The organism is Oleiphilus sp. HI0079, assembly GCF_001635105.1.
The window spans coordinates 1-270 of record NZ_LWFT01000402.1; the positions used below are offsets into that span (position 1 = coordinate 1).

Here is a 270-nt window from a genome sequence, read left to right on the forward strand (position 1 = left end):
TTTAAAGGGGCGGAGCACGTCCTGACTTCGAACGAATTCTTTTTTTTGAATGACCTGCCGGAAACCGCCGTTATGCAAGGTGGAGGTTATATCGCAGTTGAATTAGCTGGCATATTACAGGGCCTTGGCGTTGACATGACCTTGGTTACGCGCGGACCACAGATACTCAGAGGCTTTGATCAGGATGTAGTTGAATTTGTCACAGAGCAGATTCAAAACAAGGGTGTCAAGGTCGTGCTAAATAACAATATCGAGCAAGTCGATGAGTTA

Annotated in this window: 1 protein-coding gene; it reads left to right on the forward strand. The window is 45.9% G+C overall.

The features are described from left to right. Window positions 1–21: 21 nt before the first annotated feature. Window positions 22–270 (forward strand): NAD-binding protein (locus A3750_RS05335; RefSeq protein WP_255374866.1); only part of this gene is annotated, 249 nt, incomplete at its 3' end.